Origin of the sequence: Polaromonas hydrogenivorans (assembly GCF_040105105.1) — a bacterium.
In the GTDB taxonomy this organism is placed as follows: Bacteria; Pseudomonadota; Gammaproteobacteria; order Burkholderiales; family Burkholderiaceae_C; genus Polaromonas; species Polaromonas hydrogenivorans.
Genome location: NZ_CP157677.1, coordinates 134882 through 149298 on the forward strand (window position 1 = coordinate 134882; position 14417 = coordinate 149298).

General features: G+C 60.3%; 16 protein-coding genes and 2 pseudogenes. 9 read left to right on the forward strand and 9 right to left on the reverse strand.

The features are described from left to right. Nucleotides 1-133 precede the first annotated feature (133 nt). Nucleotides 134-331, reverse strand: a complete 198-nt coding sequence (locus ABLV49_RS23385; protein WP_349282768.1) for a DUF5372 family protein — start codon at nucleotides 329-331, stop codon at nucleotides 134-136. On the opposite strand from ABLV49_RS23385, the gene ABLV49_RS23390 reads away from it, so the two are divergent. From ABLV49_RS23390 to ABLV49_RS23400, 3 genes are all read left to right on the forward strand, one after another. Continuing rightward, nucleotides 284-415: a hypothetical protein gene (locus ABLV49_RS23390; RefSeq protein WP_349282485.1), complete on the forward strand. Its 132-nt coding sequence runs from the start codon at nucleotides 284-286 to the stop codon at nucleotides 413-415. The two genes, ABLV49_RS23385 and ABLV49_RS23390, sit on opposite strands and share 48 nt — an antisense overlap. Next, nucleotides 412-777 (forward strand): integrase core domain-containing protein, encoded by a 366-nt coding sequence (locus ABLV49_RS23395; protein WP_432280036.1) that lies wholly within the window; start codon nucleotides 412-414, stop codon nucleotides 775-777. The genes ABLV49_RS23390 and ABLV49_RS23395 overlap by 4 nt, the downstream gene beginning before the upstream one ends. A 357-nt stretch (nucleotides 778-1134) precedes the next feature. Then, entirely contained in the window at nucleotides 1135-1518 is a 384-nt protein-coding gene (locus ABLV49_RS23400; RefSeq protein WP_349282487.1) for an H-NS histone family protein, read from the forward strand. 143 nt (nucleotides 1519-1661) lie between these two features. Here the strand turns inward: ABLV49_RS23400 and ABLV49_RS23405 are convergent, their stop codons facing one another. Beyond that, on the reverse strand, nucleotides 1662-2105 hold the full coding sequence (locus ABLV49_RS23405; RefSeq protein WP_349282489.1) for a universal stress protein: 444 nt from the start codon (nucleotides 2103-2105) through the stop codon (nucleotides 1662-1664). 668 nt (nucleotides 2106-2773) lie between these two features. Between ABLV49_RS23405 and ABLV49_RS23410 the strand changes: the two genes are divergently transcribed. From ABLV49_RS23410 to ABLV49_RS23425, 4 genes are all read left to right on the forward strand, one after another. Beyond that, nucleotides 2774-3223: an RNA recognition motif domain-containing protein gene (locus ABLV49_RS23410; RefSeq protein ID WP_349282491.1), complete on the forward strand. Its 450-nt coding sequence runs from the start codon at nucleotides 2774-2776 to the stop codon at nucleotides 3221-3223. Nucleotides 3224-3568: 345 nt separating this feature from the next. Beyond that, the gene (gene yghU / locus ABLV49_RS23415; protein ID WP_349282493.1) at nucleotides 3569-4444 is read left to right on the forward strand and encodes a glutathione-dependent disulfide-bond oxidoreductase; all 876 of its coding nucleotides are present in this window, start codon (nucleotides 3569-3571) and stop codon (nucleotides 4442-4444) included. 40 nt (nucleotides 4445-4484) lie between these two features. Then, the gene (locus ABLV49_RS23420) at nucleotides 4485-5117 is read left to right on the forward strand and encodes a glutathione S-transferase family protein (protein ID WP_349282495.1); all 633 of its coding nucleotides are present in this window, start codon (nucleotides 4485-4487) and stop codon (nucleotides 5115-5117) included. A 109-nt stretch (nucleotides 5118-5226) separates the two neighbouring features. Further along, nucleotides 5227-5715 carry a hypothetical protein gene (locus ABLV49_RS23425; RefSeq protein WP_349282496.1) on the forward strand — a complete coding sequence of 163 codons (489 nt, stop codon included), beginning with the start codon at nucleotides 5227-5229 and terminating at the stop codon, nucleotides 5713-5715. Between the two features lie 432 nt (nucleotides 5716-6147). Here ABLV49_RS23425 and ABLV49_RS23430 read toward each other — a convergent pair whose 3' ends face one another. The 3 genes and pseudogenes from ABLV49_RS23430 to ABLV49_RS23440 form a co-directional block, all read right to left on the reverse strand. Next, nucleotides 6148-7458 (reverse strand): IS4 family transposase, encoded by a 1311-nt coding sequence (locus ABLV49_RS23430; protein ID WP_349282770.1) that lies wholly within the window; start codon nucleotides 7456-7458, stop codon nucleotides 6148-6150. A gap of 310 nt (nucleotides 7459-7768) precedes the next feature. Then, nucleotides 7769-8200 (reverse strand): annotated as a pseudogene (locus tag ABLV49_RS23435) (barstar family protein); the annotation flags it as partial. Nucleotides 8201-8982: 782 nt separating this feature from the next. Further along, entirely contained in the window at nucleotides 8983-9597 is a 615-nt protein-coding gene (locus ABLV49_RS23440; protein WP_349282521.1) for a DUF1326 domain-containing protein, read from the reverse strand. Between the two features lie 132 nt (nucleotides 9598-9729). On the opposite strand from ABLV49_RS23440, the gene ABLV49_RS23445 reads away from it, so the two are divergent. Further along, complete coding sequence (locus tag ABLV49_RS23445) at nucleotides 9730-10524, forward strand: DUF2182 domain-containing protein (protein ID WP_349282523.1); 795 nt, start codon at nucleotides 9730-9732, stop codon at nucleotides 10522-10524. A gap of 171 nt (nucleotides 10525-10695) precedes the next feature. Here the strand turns inward: ABLV49_RS23445 and ABLV49_RS23450 are convergent, their stop codons facing one another. Both ABLV49_RS23450 and ABLV49_RS23455 read right to left on the reverse strand, forming a co-directional pair. Further along, the gene (locus ABLV49_RS23450; RefSeq protein ID WP_349282524.1) at nucleotides 10696-11133 is read right to left on the reverse strand and encodes a universal stress protein; all 438 of its coding nucleotides are present in this window, start codon (nucleotides 11131-11133) and stop codon (nucleotides 10696-10698) included. Nucleotides 11134-11165: 32 nt separating this feature from the next. After that, nucleotides 11166-11372: pseudogene (locus ABLV49_RS23455) on the reverse strand (dodecin). 216 nt (nucleotides 11373-11588) lie between these two features. On the opposite strand from ABLV49_RS23455, the gene ABLV49_RS23460 reads away from it, so the two are divergent. Next, nucleotides 11589-11987: a single-stranded DNA-binding protein gene (locus ABLV49_RS23460; RefSeq protein ID WP_349282525.1), complete on the forward strand. Its 399-nt coding sequence runs from the start codon at nucleotides 11589-11591 to the stop codon at nucleotides 11985-11987. A 264-nt stretch (nucleotides 11988-12251) separates the two neighbouring features. Here the strand turns inward: ABLV49_RS23460 and ABLV49_RS23465 are convergent, their stop codons facing one another. Next, nucleotides 12252-12419 carry a hypothetical protein gene (locus ABLV49_RS23465; protein WP_157040556.1) on the reverse strand — a complete coding sequence of 56 codons (168 nt, stop codon included), beginning with the start codon at nucleotides 12417-12419 and terminating at the stop codon, nucleotides 12252-12254. A gap of 324 nt (nucleotides 12420-12743) precedes the next feature. Continuing rightward, on the reverse strand, nucleotides 12744-14249 hold the full coding sequence (locus ABLV49_RS23470) for an FAD/NAD(P)-binding protein (RefSeq protein ID WP_349282527.1): 1506 nt from the start codon (nucleotides 14247-14249) through the stop codon (nucleotides 12744-12746). Between the last annotated feature and the right edge of the window lie 168 nt (nucleotides 14250-14417).

The following is a 14417-nucleotide window of genomic DNA, read 5'->3' on the forward strand; positions in this document are numbered from 1 at the left end:
CTGCAAGCGATAGGAAATTTCGTGTGCAACATGCAGGTCTGATTCCCATGCCAGAAGCATCGAACAGATGCAAGCCAAGACGTAATCTCCTTTACACTTTGCACAATATCTTCTTTACACTGAAGGGGCCGGCTCATGACTTTATTGCCTCGATCAGTTGCACTAATTCGACAAGCTCCTGAGCCCGGAACGCGGCACGTCCCCGCGCCACAGCATTGAAAGGGTCCTCGGCGACCAGGTCGGTCCAGACCGCCGGCATTGAGTGCGAGCCTCCCGCTGCGTCGTGAAAAAAAACCCTGTCTTCGCGCCAGTTCCTGCCACGCTCGACCAGATCGAACTCCTGACCGAACAGCGGATGGTGCGGATGGGTTACGCGAAAAGGTCGTCGTTCAACGTCGCCATGCGGCGCAGTTGACTGCTCGCTCCAATCCCTACGTCGAATCAGCGTTCAGAACGCTGAAGTACCGCCCCGAACTGCCTGTCAAGCCGTTCGAGAACCTGCTGGCCGCAAGGCGCTGGGTCACCGAGCTGGCCCATTGGTACAACCACGAGCATCGCCACAGCGCCATTGGCTTCGTGACACCGGCGCAGCGCCATGCCGGCCTGGACCGGGCACTGCTTGAGCAGCGCGCGCTCGTCTATGAACAGGCCCGCCAGGAAAATCCTCAGCGCTGGTCAGGGCAGCCTCGCCAGTGGGCGCATGTCGATGTCGTGCACCTCAACCCAGAAACCAAGCAACAAACCAAGGAGCCTGAATCCAAGCAAAAAACAGCCTGACTCACTTCACTTCAGGCGACAACTTCCTTGACAGCCACCGCAATGGACACGGCGTTGACGTCCAAAGCGTAAAGACAAAGTTGTTCGCGTTTCTTGTGGATAACGTTGTTGATGAGGAGACAAAAATCCGTCTAAACCAAGTCCGGGCGCGGCTTTCTCAAGGCTGCCTGCATTTTACGCAATGCTGCTGGTGTGGCTATCCAGTGCGCGCGGGTCGCGCTTTTGATTGCCGGCGTCATTGACGCTTTCGCGCCCGTTCGCCAATGCGTCAAAGCCCTCGAGGAAACCGAACAACGAAGACGCACGCTCCCTAGGGGCAGTACGATACGTGCTGCTACAACTCTAGAAGAACCCAAAATGAACGAACTTGTCAAACTCCGCCAGCAAATTTTCGACATGGAAAAGCAGGCCGCTGAACTGCAGAAAAAGAACCGGCCTGCCGTGTTGACCCAGTTGCGTGAGCAAATGGCCGCCTACGGCATCACCGCCGAGGAGCTCAGCCGTCCGGCGGCCAGGGTACAAAAGCCAAGGCAGCCACTGGCCAAAGTAGCGAGTCCGACAAAAGGCAAGAAGCCGGCCGTGCCGTCGCCCGCGAAATACCGCGGACCCGAGGGGCAGGAATGGACCGGCCGCGGAACCGCGCCGAAGTGGCTCAACGACTTGCTCGTCGACGGCAAAACCCGGGAAGATTTCCTGATCGATCAGAACCGGGCCGCCTCTGGCAGCGCAGCAGCAGAGTAAACAAACAGGCGCCCGAATCGGGCCGTTTTCTTGTCTGGACAGCGCCATCCATACCGGTTTGCTTCATGAAGGTTGTGACTAACTAACCACTGACGCGCTCTGGAGCTCAAACTTTTCGAACAGAGCGCCCAGATCAACTGCCCTTAGCGCAGCACTAGCACGGGAAGCCGGCTTTCGATGATGACGTTCTTGGTATGCGAGCCAAATACGAATTTACCCACCCGGCTGCGCCCGTGCGTGACCATGACAATCATGTCGGCGCCTGCTTTTTCGGCCTCGTCAACGATGGTCTGATCGACCGTGTAAGAGGTCACATGATGGGCGGTGAACTGCACCCCTTTGGCTTGGGCGCGCGTTTCAAACTGTCCCAACAAGGCTGCAGCGTGCGCTTCATTTTTGGCTTCATGGTCCTTGATGCGATTGATGAACTCATCACCACGCTGGGCGTTCGTTGAAAGCGGCAGATCGGGCTCGACCACAAAGCCCGTGATGCGCGCTCCCAATTGAAGAGCGAGTTCAATGCTGCCATCCATCGCACGGTGGGAAAGTTCGGAGCCGTCAACGGGCACAAAAAGATGCTTGTACATGGGTGATGAATCCTCAACAAAAAAACAATGAACGTCTGCGCCTCAAACAGCAGGCGCAGCGCTGAAAGTTCAGTGTAGCCAGTTCACGGAACTGCTTTTGGCCATGGCCGGCAGAGATGTCTGCCATCTTACCGGGCACTGTTGAAAAGAGCTTCTACTCTTGGTAGCCACCTGGCGTCCTGCTGGAGCCATCGAGTCCCCAGGGCCGTTTATCATGCGGGCTTTTGTATGTTCGCCGTGCCAGTGGATCAGGCGAGTGGGGCAGTGGTGCCGGAGTGAACTGCCAAGCACGTCCAGACGCTGTTGGGTAAACCCTCAGATCCATCCCAGGGCGCAAGGCCATGTGCGCGCCGAGGACAACGCTGAACGTTCATGGACAGCTCGGTCGGTAGCGATGGTGAAACTGAAGAGTAAAACGGGATGGAGAAACGGGATAGTTGAGGATTCTGGCTGGACCGTGCGTTTCCACCGCTGGACACGCGTGTTGCGGGCAAGGAATGCTGTTGCCCGCGCTTCCTGACGCATAATTTCAACTGTGCGGGTGCCACAGCATTCGCACAGCGATCAGGTGATCGGTCAGTTTCGCAGGCGACGGCGCTTCTTTTCGTGTGTGTTTTGCTTTCGGAACCCCATCGCTTTTGTTTTTGTGTTTTTCGAGGAATCCCTTCATGGGCAACAAACTATACGTCGGCAACCTGCCTTACACGGTGCGAGACGAAGACCTGCAGCAATCGTTTGGTCAATTCGGCGCAGTCACCAGCGCCAAAGTCATGATGGAGCGCGACACGGGTCGCTCCAAAGGCTTTGGCTTTGTCGAGATGGCCAACGACGCCCAAGCGCAAGCGGCCATCAACGGCATGAACGGCCAGCCTTTGGGCGGGCGCAGCATCACCGTGAACGAAGCCCGTCCGATGGAGGCACGTCCTCCACGCACCGGCGGCTTCGGCGGTGGCGGCGGTGGCGATCGTTCCGGTGGAGGCGGTTATGGCGGTGGCGGTGGTGGCGGTGGTGGCGGTTATGGTGGCGGCGGTGGCCGTTCGGGTGGGGGCGGCTATGGCGGTGGAGATCGTTCTGGCGGCGGTGGCTACGGCGGCGGTGGTGGTCGCGGCGGCTACTAAGCCCTGCACACCCGGCCAACGGCAAAGTTGGCGCTTGACACCAACTGCCCTGGCCTTGCGCTGAGCAAAGCAAAGCATACAAGGCTTCGGAACTTCGGTTTTGAAGCCTTTTTACCTTGAAGGGCCTGAGCAGGTTGGCGCCCACGCACAATTGTCTCCTGCTGTCGATTTCAGTTGCCCCTCCCTGCAAGCCGCAAGATCCGCTCAGCGCAAGAATTGCAGTCTTTTGAAGCGGGGACAGCCAGCATCGCCAGCATGGATCAAACTTCCATTGACCGCGATCCGCGTACCATGCGTCTGGAACCCCCACCCAACAAGCATCAATCACGACAGACTGCCTTGCCCATGGACAACTCTTCCTCTTACACGCCGCCCAGGGTCTGGTCTGGCATCAAGGAAAACGGTGGCCGCTTTGCCAGTATCAATCGGCCGACCGCGGGCCCGACCCATGACAAGGAGCTGCCGGTCGGGCGCCATCCGCTGCAGCTGTATTCGCTGGGCACGCCCAACGGCGTCAAGGTGACGGTGATGCTCGAGGATCTGCTGGCCGCAGGGCACACGGGCGCCGAGTACGACGCCTGGCTGATCCGGATCCAGGAGGGCGACCAGTTCGGCAGCGGTTTTGTCTCAGCCAATCCAAACTCCAAGATCCCGGCGCTGGTGGACCGCAGCGGACCGACGCCGGTCCGGGTGTTTGAGTCCGGCGCGATCCTGATGTATCTTGCCGAGAAGTTCGGCGCCTTTCTTCCCGCAGACGGCCCCAAGCGCGCCGAATGCCTGTCGTGGCTGTTCTGGCAGATGGGCAGCGCGCCTTTTCTGGGCGGGGGTTTCGGTCATTTCTACGCTTACGCGCCAACAAAAATAGAATACGCGATCGATCGGTACGCGATGGAGGTCAAGCGCCAGCTTGATGTGCTCGACCGTCGCCTCGCCGAGAGCGCCTATCTGGCGGGGGACGAGTACACCGTTGCCGACATGGCGGTGTGGCCCTGGTACGGCACGCTGGTCAAGGGTCAGCTGTACGAAGCGGGTGAATTTCTGCAGGTTCAGGCGTACAGCCATGTGCTGCGCTGGACAAACCAGATTGCCCAGCGTCCGGCCGTGCGGCGCGGCCGCATGGTCAACCGCACCATGGGCGCGCCATCGAGCCAATTGCACGAGCGCCACGATGCGGGCGACTTCGACACCAAGACCCAGGACAAGCTGGCCGCGCCGCTTTGATGCTCAGCTGCCTGTCCTGTCCTCCAAGCGGAATGCAACCATGATCACTCTTTACGACTGCGCCACCGCGCCCAGCCCGCGCCGGGCCCGCATTTTTCTCGCCGAAAAGGGCGTTGCTTATGAAACGGTCCAGGTGGACCTGAGGAATTCCGAGCAATTGAGCAGCGCCTACCAAAAAATCAATCCGCAGTGCACGGTCCCAGCGCTGCGCACTGAAGAGGGGGCCGTGCTGACCGACAACGCGGCGATCACGGCCTACCTGGAGGCGCGTTACCCGGAGCCACCGCTATTGGGCACCACCCCGAACGAAAAGGCGCAAATTGCCAGCTGGAACTGGCGCGTCGAGTCCGAAGGGCTGCTGGCCGTCGCCGAAGCGCTGCGCAACAGCGCGCCGGCCATGGCCAACCGGGCGCTGCCCGGGCAGATGGACTACCCCCAGATTCCCGAACTGGCGCAACGCGGCCTGGCAAGGGTGCAGCAGTTCTTTGTCATGCTGAACGACCGCCTGGCTGATCGCAACTTCATCGCTACCGACAGTTTCTCCGTAGCCGACATCACCGCAGTGGTGGCCGTTGACTTTGCACGCGTTGTGAGAATCAAGCCAGGCGAACAACACCCGCACCTGCAGCGCTGGCGAGCGGCGATGGCCCAGCGGCCGTCGATGTCTGTCTAGACGCGCAATGCCCAGGGGAGCAGCGTCATGACGTGTGGCCTGCGGCACCAGGCCTTGCCTTTACGGTGCACTCGCGCTAAATTGACCGACCTTAACAGGCGCAAAACACATGAGCCATCTGGAACGCAGCCCGGTCAAGGCGGAACTGGACCGTCTCACCATGAAGTTTTTCCATGCTATGTCTTTCGAGTTCGGCGAAGCGCCTTCGCACGCAAGCATTGCAGCCTTGTTTATTGAACGCGGCTTGCTCATCATAAACGTCGGCTCTACACCCGAGATCTCATCCGTTCAGGAGTTCATTGCGCCACGCGAGGCGCTGGTGAGCTCGGGCATGCTCACGCGGTTTCATGAGTCCGAGATTCTGGGAATCCACCGTGATCTTCGGCAACGTGGCGCATCGATTCAGTGCCTATGCCAAGTCTGGCACATTGAGCGCAAAGCCGTTCGAAGCCCGAGGGATGATCTTCACGCAGTTTGTCAACACGCCTGGCGGCTGGAAAATGCGTGCCATGGCGTGGGACGACGAGAGGCCCGGTCTTTCTATCGGCAAGGTGACGGAGCATTCAAGGTGAAGAACACAGAGGCTGCCAGTAATTGAACATAATTTTTTGAAGCGCTAACGCTCCGTACAAGACATTCCACGATGGTGATCGTGTATGGCAACAAACTACTCGAACTGATAAATTGAGCCGTTAAACCGCATTGCCTGGCACAGTCTTGCAGCCGCTTATCTACGCTGGCACGGTAGTGCTTTTCCTTCCAATCAAAAAAAGCAGCAGGCAGTTCCAGCCATTGCGGCCTCACAGCTCTCAAATGCATCCTTCAGCAGGCCGTCGGCACCGGGCAGCGATCGATCGGTCACGACTTGCCTTGGCTAAACACCAGATTTCCCACCGAGGATAAATCGCTACTTCAGCCGACTTTCCATGCTGGCGCATTGTCGCCTTGGGCTGGGTTGCACTCGGAGCTGCTTTTGAAGCAAAACGGGTCTCGGTGCAGGATCGCCATCAGGCTTTTAAAAGCACCCCTTTCAAGGTCTTTGTTCCGCCGCTGCCTTGAGCACCCGGGCCGTGGAAACATGTGCCCGAGCCTTGGCTCCCGCGACCCATCCCCTGGGTTTTTCGATCTTGGGGCCGCGTTTGCTCGTGGCCACTTGCCGGGGGATGATGCGGCGCGCCAAGGCCAGCAGGCGCTGCACCACCTGATCGGTGTCCTGTGGCGCCCAGTTCGGCCAGTGCGCTGGCGGCACGGCGATGAGCAAGCCCTCGTAGGCGCCCCTGACATGCTGGGCCAGGTGGTAGGTGGAGACATCGAGCTGCGGCGCCTCCTTGAGGTGGGCATGCTCCACGCAGCGCTTGAGCAACGACAGCAGGTTGTAGGCCAGCACCGCCACGGTGAAGCCCAGCAATGCCGCGCGCGGATGGCCCAGGGTGGTGATCTCGCTGTGCAACACCGATTCGAGCCGCCCGAACATGCCTTCAATGCTCCAGCGGCGCCGGTAAAGGCTGGCAATCTGTTCGGCGCTGATGCTTTCGGGCAGGTTGCTCCACAGCCACAGCACGGACTCACCCGACTCCGTGGGCTGGTCGAGCTGCAACTCAATGCGCCGCCAAGGCGCCTGGCCCTCGTCGAGCTCGATGGCTTGCTCGCGCACCAGTCCCGTCTCGCAGCGGCCCGCTTCCCGCCAGGGGCTTTCCTGCACGATCACCGGGTGTTTGCTGTGCTGGCGCACGATAAAGCTGGCCTGGGCCTCGTGGCAGCGCTGCAGGATCGTGCGGGTGCAAAAGTGGCGGTCTGCGATCCAGATCTGGCCCGGCCCGGCGCTCTCAAAAAGGGGCATCACGGCGGTACGCTCGCTTTCGTAGGCGTCCTCGCAGGCCAGCAGATCGACCACCTGTGCCAAGTCAGGGTCGTACACCACCAGCGAGTGCCCGGGCAGGGCAGCACCCCGGTGCCCGCGCAGGGGCGCCAGGCGCTTTTGCGAGCCGGGCAGGTGGTTGCCATCAACGATGCGCAGCTGCCAGCCGGGCACACACCCACCCACGTCCAGCGCCGCAGCGATGGGCTGCAAGCGCGTGCTGCTGCCCTGTACCAGGGCGCGCAGCAGCGGCAACTCCGTGCGCTTGACCTTGTCGTAGAGCGCGGCCAGCGACACGGGCAAGTGTTCCATCTTGCGCGCGGCCGCATGCAGCGAAGGCTGCAAGCCCAGGCACACCAGGGACATCAACTCAACGACCGTGGAAAACAGCAACTTCCGCGGGTACTGGCGCTGGCGGTTAGCTTCGAACACCTTGTCGATCCAGGCCGCCGGCATGGCCTGCTCCAGCGCAATGCGCGCCATCACGCTGGCCGGCGCCTGCTTTTCAAATCGTTCCAGTACCTCTTGCCACATGCTCCTGGCCTCCGCAGAGTAAAAAATGGTGAGGCGCAAAGCTTACTCAAAGACCTTGAAAGGGGTGGCTTTTAAAAGCCATTTCTATTTATGCTGCCAAGCGCCAGTAATGCGCATTGAACGGGCTGCTCATGCGCAGCGCCAGCGGGGAGATGTCGCACAGCTTGTCGGTCGGCATGGGCTCGTCGCCATCCATGAGGATCGGCTTGAGAAGGTCTTTTTGGCCTGCGGGAGTGGGGACCGGTTTGCGGGCGACGGCAAAGGTGTAGAAGCATCGAAAGGGAAGCTTGCGTTCCGCCCAGTAGTCCGCAGCATAACGAAAAATGTCCAGGAGTTGCTCGCGCGCTTCCTTGTCAAACTTGGCATGCGCCGGGATCTGTTCGATCACCACGATAAAGCCCAGTGGTGTCGTCGGTTTGGGCATGTGCTCGGTCAGCCCTCTTGACAGCGCCTCCATGCTCTTGGAGGACAACTCCGGCAAGGCGCACTGCGCGGCGAGCAGGTCCACGATGTCCTGCTTGCATTTGGCATTGCCCAGGTCGGCATACAAAAAAGTATGACCGAGATCAACTGCTGCCGCTTGTAATTCTTGCCGGCTCAAAGCGCGTATGGCCTGCACGATGTTGGGACGCACACCCTTCAAGGGAACGTCGTTCTGCGGTCTTGGGTTATTGAGTTCGTATGTCAACATATGTGCAGGTGGGATGGGTAGATGATCGAGGCAGCGCTTCATGCGCGAATCGATCATGGATAAAGTAAACAAACTCAGGACCTGAGCGCCTCAGGGCATCAGGTCCGGCTCATAAGGAATTCGCCCAAATTGCGGTTTCTATTCTTGGCATGCCGCCGCGAGCGCCACAGGCCCAGGCCGTGATTTCGACAGGTTTGACACGCCTGCGCGTACTAGACGGATTGGCACCGTGGATCGAGGCCAAACCAAAGAGGGATGGCAACATGCAAAGATTTCCAAATCAACAAACGCGCTGAGCTTGTCGGCATCAAGCTGGTGGGGTCTTGGCAAGCTTGTCCCTTGCGCTGCACACCGAGTTGTCAAGAAGTGGGGTAGGAAAAAGAACTGCTCGATACCTTTAAAGCAGGATACAGGCACGACTATTTGCTCGCACTTTGCAGCCCAGTGGACCTACCTGATTCAACAGACAAAAAACTAAGGTTTTCCTTACTGCTGGCGGGCAGTTTGCCCTATATAGGGTTTTTACGCAAGCCGCGGGCTGTATTGAAGCGCGTGGCTGTCCCAGATCGGCCATGCAGCGCAGCAGCAAAGTAAAAATACAGGCAACTGGAATCGGCCCGCCTTTAAGGCCCGGCGCCATGCTGACCCGCCCGGTGTGCAAATCAAACCGATCGCTGAGCGTTCCCGGCGGTAGGGGCTCCAGCCCAGTTGCCCTTGGCCAAGCTGCTTTTCTGCCCGGAGGCGCTGACGCCGCCCATGAGTTGAAAGAGCACGCGGACAAATCAACCCGCCCAGGCAAAGGGTGCAAAGTGCCCGTTGCGCATGCCGGTTGCGTCCTCCCAGTCGATGCCAAATGCGTGAAAGCGGCTGCGCGTCGCCCTGGCAAGAGACAGCCGGCTATTGACGGGATGCGCGACGTTGTCAATGCCGATGGCCTGGCCGGGCGCGGTGACACTTGCCAGTCCTTCGCAAGCCTGGTTCACCAGTTCTCCAGCGCTCACTGAATACACCAGTGCGTTGGCCTCGAAGCGGATCGGCCGCTGCTCGACGCCTGCGATGCGGCCAACGAGCGGTGCGAGCATGGCCATCGGCCCCCCGGCTGACCCGGTGGCAATCGCACGGATCGCCTCCACTTGCGGCGGCGAAGCCGCTTCGTCCACGATAAGCCCGACAGCGATGTTGCCCTGACCCATCGGGCCCGGCGAATGCAGCATCACAATGAACGACAGGCCGTCGAGTCTGACACCGTCTTTCTCGCCTTTGTCGATGTGCAGGGCGACCGCAGCCTTGCAGTCGCCTTCGGTCGGCTGCGCCGTGAGGTTGGAGGTGAGGCAGGGGCAAAGAAATGCGCAATTGCATGTCTCCATATATTGCCCGGTGATAGTCCAGGTAGACATCGCGATACTCCTTCAGGAAAAGGTCGGCTTGCTACCGGCCTGCAGAAGATCTATTGTCAAACTAGTTTATGCCGATGTTTGCGCGTGTGCAATGCGGCTTTCTGGCCGTCAACGCACGAAGGGAAGGGATCGATGCAACAGCAAGAGCGTGCTTCGGCGGACAAGCCGCCACCAGGCATGGGTTCCCTCGTCGCCCGCCAGCCCATGCTGACGATGGGCATCCTGGCCGTGAGCGTCATCGGCTGGGCGGTCCTGGCCTGGATGGCGGTTGACATGGAGCACCCTTTTGCCCAACTGACGATGCCCGACTCTTCAAACTGGAGCGTCGCCAACATGCTGGCGATCTGGACCATGTGGTCGCTCATGATGGCCGCGATGATGCTGCCCTCGGCACTGCCCATGGTCCTGACGTTCGTCAACCTCAGCGGGCGCAGCCGACAGCGGGCGCGAGGATGCAGCTTCGTTGCCGCCTATGTGCTGGTCTGGCTCACCTTCAGCGCGGGGGCGGCGGCCGCCCAGAGGGCGTTGCAGGCCATGGGCTGGGTCAACCCCATGATCGTCAGCACATCCGCCTGGCTGACGGGACTGTTGCTTGTCGCCTCCGGCCTCTACCAGTTTTCGCGGCTCAAACACCTGTGCCTGTCACGCTGTCGCACACCGGTGGTTTTTTTGCTCGGGCAGTGGCGCGCTGGCGCATCCGGGGCCTTTGTCATGGGCGTGCAACACGGACTGTTCTGCCTGGGCTGCTGCTGGGCGTTGATGGCCTTGCTGTTCGTGGGTGGGGTGATGAACCTGGCCTGGATCGCTGCGCTGTCGATGGCCGTGGCGATCGAGAAACTGGCGCCCGGTGGGGAGCGAATGGCCAAAGCCCTCGGGCTGGTGCTGATGGCCGCCGGGCTGCTCAAGCTGGTGGTGCTCATGGCTTAGGAAGGGAGGCAGCCCGGTTGGCTGCCGCAGGCAGCGTGCTTGTGCATCCCTGAACAGGCACTTGACCTCGTTAACATGCCAGGGCCGCTCGCTCGGGGTTTCGTGGATCCCATTGACGCCCGGACACAGGCGGCTTGAAAACGTCGACGCCATGCTACATGCCGCGCCCTTTCACTGCGTGATCACGACCAGCACGCTGCACGGTGCCTGCTCGATCAGCGCCTTGGAGACCGAGCCCCGCCACCACCGCGCCGCCCATCCCTCGAGATGCTTGTGACCGACCACGATCAGGTCGGCCTCGATCCGGCGGGCACACTGCGTGATTTCACTCACCGCATCCCCGATCACCACCTCGCCGCGCGCGCTCAAACCCGCATCGGCCAGCCTGCGCACGCCAGTGTCGAGGATTGCCTGGTAGCGGGTTTTTTCGCTTTCCTGCACCGTTTCGTTATAGACGACGCCCTCCGTCCCGACGGAGGCCAGGGGAAATGGCATCACGGCAATCAGCGTCAGGTTGGAATGGCTCCACTGGGCAATTTCATGGCAGTCCAGCAAGGCCTGCTGCCCGGGGGCCGAGCCGTCATAAGCCAGCAAGATTCGTTTGTACATGGCAGACCTTCAAGTTTTAAGAGGGCTGGCGACTATTCCAGCGTGAAGCCGATTCTCAGGGACACCTGCCAGTGCGCCACCTTGCCATCGACCACATGGCCCCGGGTTTCGGTGAGGGTGAATCACTGGATGCTGCGCACCGTCTCATGCGCCCTGGCGATAGCGGTGCTCACGGCCTCTTCCATACTGGCTCTGGACGAGCCGGTCAGCTCCAGCAGCTTGCAGGCAGGGTGGCTCATCGCATGGCCCCCAGAGTCGATCGGCCTGTGCAGCGAAATCTTACGCGCTGTGCGATGGAACTACAAACACACAGCCACACGAGCAAGCAGCGAGGTGATGCTCAATTCCTTGAAGGCCAGAAAGATGGGCAGCCTATGTCCCCTACACTGAGCCAGCTTGGCAACGCTTGAGCTACCCGCTAAAAAGCGGCATGAAACCCAACCTGGAGCCACTCCATGATCGAAGCCCTGGTAGCGGGCAAGCTGCACGGCCAGCCCGTCCAAAAGACCGGCAGGACGGGAACGCTGTTCGTGGTCGCCAAGGTGCGCGCCCATGCCGGCGACACCGATGTGTTCGTGAACGTGATTGCCTTCAGCCAGGCCGCTTGCGAGGCCCTGCTGGCCCTGGGTGACGGCGACGCCGTGGCGCTGGCCGGCAGCCTCACGCCCAAGGCCTGGACAGACCGCGACGGCGCTGCCCGCCCCGCGCTAGACCTGGTGGCCAGCCAGGTCTTGACGGCTTACCATGTGAGCCGCAAGCGCAAGGCGCTCGAGCGCAGGCCGCCTGGCCCGTCCGACTCCCAGCAGGCAAGCCGGCACGATGAGCTTGACGATGGCGCTCCGCTGGACTTTTGAGTCCACCCCCTCTCATCGATCAAGGACAGGCAAAGCCGTAATTTCTGCTTTGCCCGTGGGGGAGTTCATCGATGCCGCGGCGATGAGCTCATGCCAGAGATGGACTTCGAGCCTGGAACGCAAGACGTCTTTGAGATTGCACGGCCAGCAGCCTCGATTGTCCTGGCTTGCAGGGTGATCCATGCTTTGCCGGCATCACTGTCAACTCCGCATCAGTGCCAAGACCGACAGTCCAGGCGCAACCTGCATCGACTGGGCCTGAATCTACACGCTGACGTTGGGAGCCCACGCAGCGATCACCAGCATGCAACCCATCAGCGTCAGGCCAATGGACATCCGCAGGCGCAGGCGACGTTTCACTCGGGCTCTGTGATCGCAGTAATCGCGGTAGTCCCCGTTGTTCCAGTTCACGCTGCGGTTGAGAAAAAACATAGCACTTCCTTGTCCATGCGTTGTTGATGTGCTTACTTGCGCAGTGCAGCTCGACCCTTTTGCACTGCCGCGTCGCACCTGCGTTGTCTGGATCCAGTTTCGTCAATGCAGTGCTTATTGCCCATCACTTCAAATGGTTACTTCCTTGAAGTTTTGATACGCTGTGTTTTAAGCTCATCCATGAGAACCCTTGCGGAACCCATGGCGGTTTTTGAAGCTCGAACCAGGTCAGTACCATTGTGTAAATCACGTAAACATAAGCAAGTAAAGACTTCTGCAAAAAAGACCAAGACAGGCCTTTCAACGAGAGGGCCTCTTCAGCCGTCAGCGAATACGGCTTGCCCCCAGGCTGCTCAAGATGTCAGGAACGATGCGGTAGATTTGCGCAGCAATGAACATCGCTCCGAGTGGATCGCCAAAGGTACCCGCCGTTGGCGGCCCTATCACGCGGACTGCCCGTTGTTTCGTGCCCTTGGCGGTCAACGCCCGGCAATGCTCATCGACCGCGAAGCCGATACCGCATGCATCGGGAGTGAGCCAGCCCTTGTCCATCAAGGCAGACAGAAATGGATTCGATGAAACCCTCGCCAGAACGTCCAGGCCCGTGCAATTGATGATGACCTCGAACGCTTCGCACCGCCTGGCATTGCCCTGTCTGGGCGCAAAACAAACCTGCAGCGAGCCGCTTGCTTCAAGCGCAGCCACTGACTGAATACGGTCGGCCCTGAATACGACGCGCCCCTGGGCCTGCGCGGCCCGCACCAGGCTTTGAGTTTGTGGCGGCGAGCGAAAGCGGTGCACGTCGTACCAGGTCCGCGCTTTCTTCAGAAAGCGTCGTTTTTCCGCTGTGGGCAACAGGGGCCAGGTCCGCCACACCACGTCGCGCAGCTCATCAAAGGCCAAGTGCCAGCTTGCGCCCTGCGCCTGGACCTCCCCAATACGCTGTCGAAGCGCCCGGATCCAGGCTCGCAACGTTGGCTCAACCCCCGGTTGCGTGAGAAAGTCCGGCGCCGGCCCCAGGATTCGATCCAGCATCTGGCGGCCCGTGGCCGTTGCAGGCGCAACCGGCACGGTCGGGGGCGGTGAAAGCGGTCCGGCAGAGGGCGCCTGGGGACGTGGCTGCAATCCGCGTCTTGAAATGCTCACCACCCTGCCCGTGTGCCCTTGCCGCAGGAGTGTTGCCAGCACATCGAGCGCGGTCAAGCTGCTGCCGATGATCAAGACGTCGGCTTGAGCAGGAATTTCAAGCAACCGTTGGGTGTCGAGCGGATTTTCAATGACCCCGGGATGTGCTGCCAGCGAAGCGTCCAGCGGCGCTTGCAGCCTCGGTTGCGGATTGCCGGTGGCGATGATCAGCAGGTCGCACACCAGTGCGTGCCCTGCATCGGTCACCAGCTCGATCGAATCGCCTTTTTCCAACGCATCGACTGCGCGGGCTCGAAGATGCGTGATGGTCGATTGCGTCGCTGGCCATTGAGCGTGTTCACGGAAGGCAGCTTCCATATACCTGCCAAAGTCGGCACGCCGCACGAAAGCGCTGCCATCGGGCAGCAGCGCCTGCGGGTCAGCCGAAAAGAGGTCTTGCTTTTCACACCATCGCGTGAAATGCCCTGAGTCCTCAGGGTCGATGGAGTGAACCCAGGTCGGACCATTCAAGCGGTGATCGGGATCGGTGCTCGAATAGGCCAGGCCCAGGCCAACCCGGTCACGGGGCTCGATGAGGGTGATGTGCAATGGTGCCGGGCTGCTTCTGACCAGCTGGACCGCCGCACAGACACCGCTGAAGCCACCTCCGACAATTGCAATATGGCTCGGTTTATCAGACAACACTGTGTGCTCCATCGCGTTTTCGGGGATGCCAGGATGACCGCCGCCTTGCCCGGCCGCATCACCGCATCACCGCATCACTGCTAAATACCGGAAACCGGCAACGATTCATTCCATTTCAAGCACAGGAAAAAGCCGTTAACTTCATCTGATCTATTGGAAGGATTTGTA